Genomic DNA, 598 nt, shown 5'->3' with positions numbered 1-598 from the left:
ACGGTATACAACAACACGTCCAAAAACTATTGCTGGAGTTGAATTATATGGAATTGCAAAAGAGTTGTTTCACATAAAAACACAGGAGGACGCTAGATTATGGGTACAGAGTATATCGGCATGGAAAATTAAGCATCGAAAGTTTTTAGCTGAAACAACAACGGATGATAACGGAACGATTAGACCTAAACATGAACGTCTTTTAAAAGCAGAAAATTCACTAAATATATTAGTTCGTAATGGTAATTTGTTTACGTATTTAAATGATGCTTTTGATTTTAAATGCCCTAGCACTAATAATCGTATTGAAGGCGGAATTAATGCTCAATTAAGAGCTGTGTTACGTAACCACAGAGGAATGACCATAGAAAAACGAATAAAAGCGGTGTTCTGGTGGTGCTATATGCACTCACCGAACCCGCTTTCACTTAAAGAAATACTCGAGGTTATGCCGACCAATAAAAGTATCTCTACTATATATAATACCATGAATGAAAGATCTAAGTTAGAAGCATCAATTTCAACATGGGGTGATGCTATTGTTTGGAGTGATTTACACTTTTATGATAAAAGTTTCAATTCTTCATGGGATTAAAAA

At 34.4% G+C, this 598-nt stretch carries 1 pseudogene; it reads left to right on the top strand.

Features of this window, described 5'->3' with window-relative positions:
* Positions 1-595 (top strand): annotated as a pseudogene (locus tag EO120_RS09090) (IS256 family transposase); the annotation flags it as partial.
* Between the last annotated feature and the right edge of the window lie 3 nt (positions 596-598).

The organism is Veillonella caviae (assembly GCF_003992125.1).
Taxonomy (GTDB): Bacteria; Bacillota; Negativicutes; order Veillonellales; family Veillonellaceae; genus Veillonella; species Veillonella caviae.
Note: the sequence above shows the minus strand (reverse complement) of the source record. Positions and strands in the feature narration are given on the sequence as shown.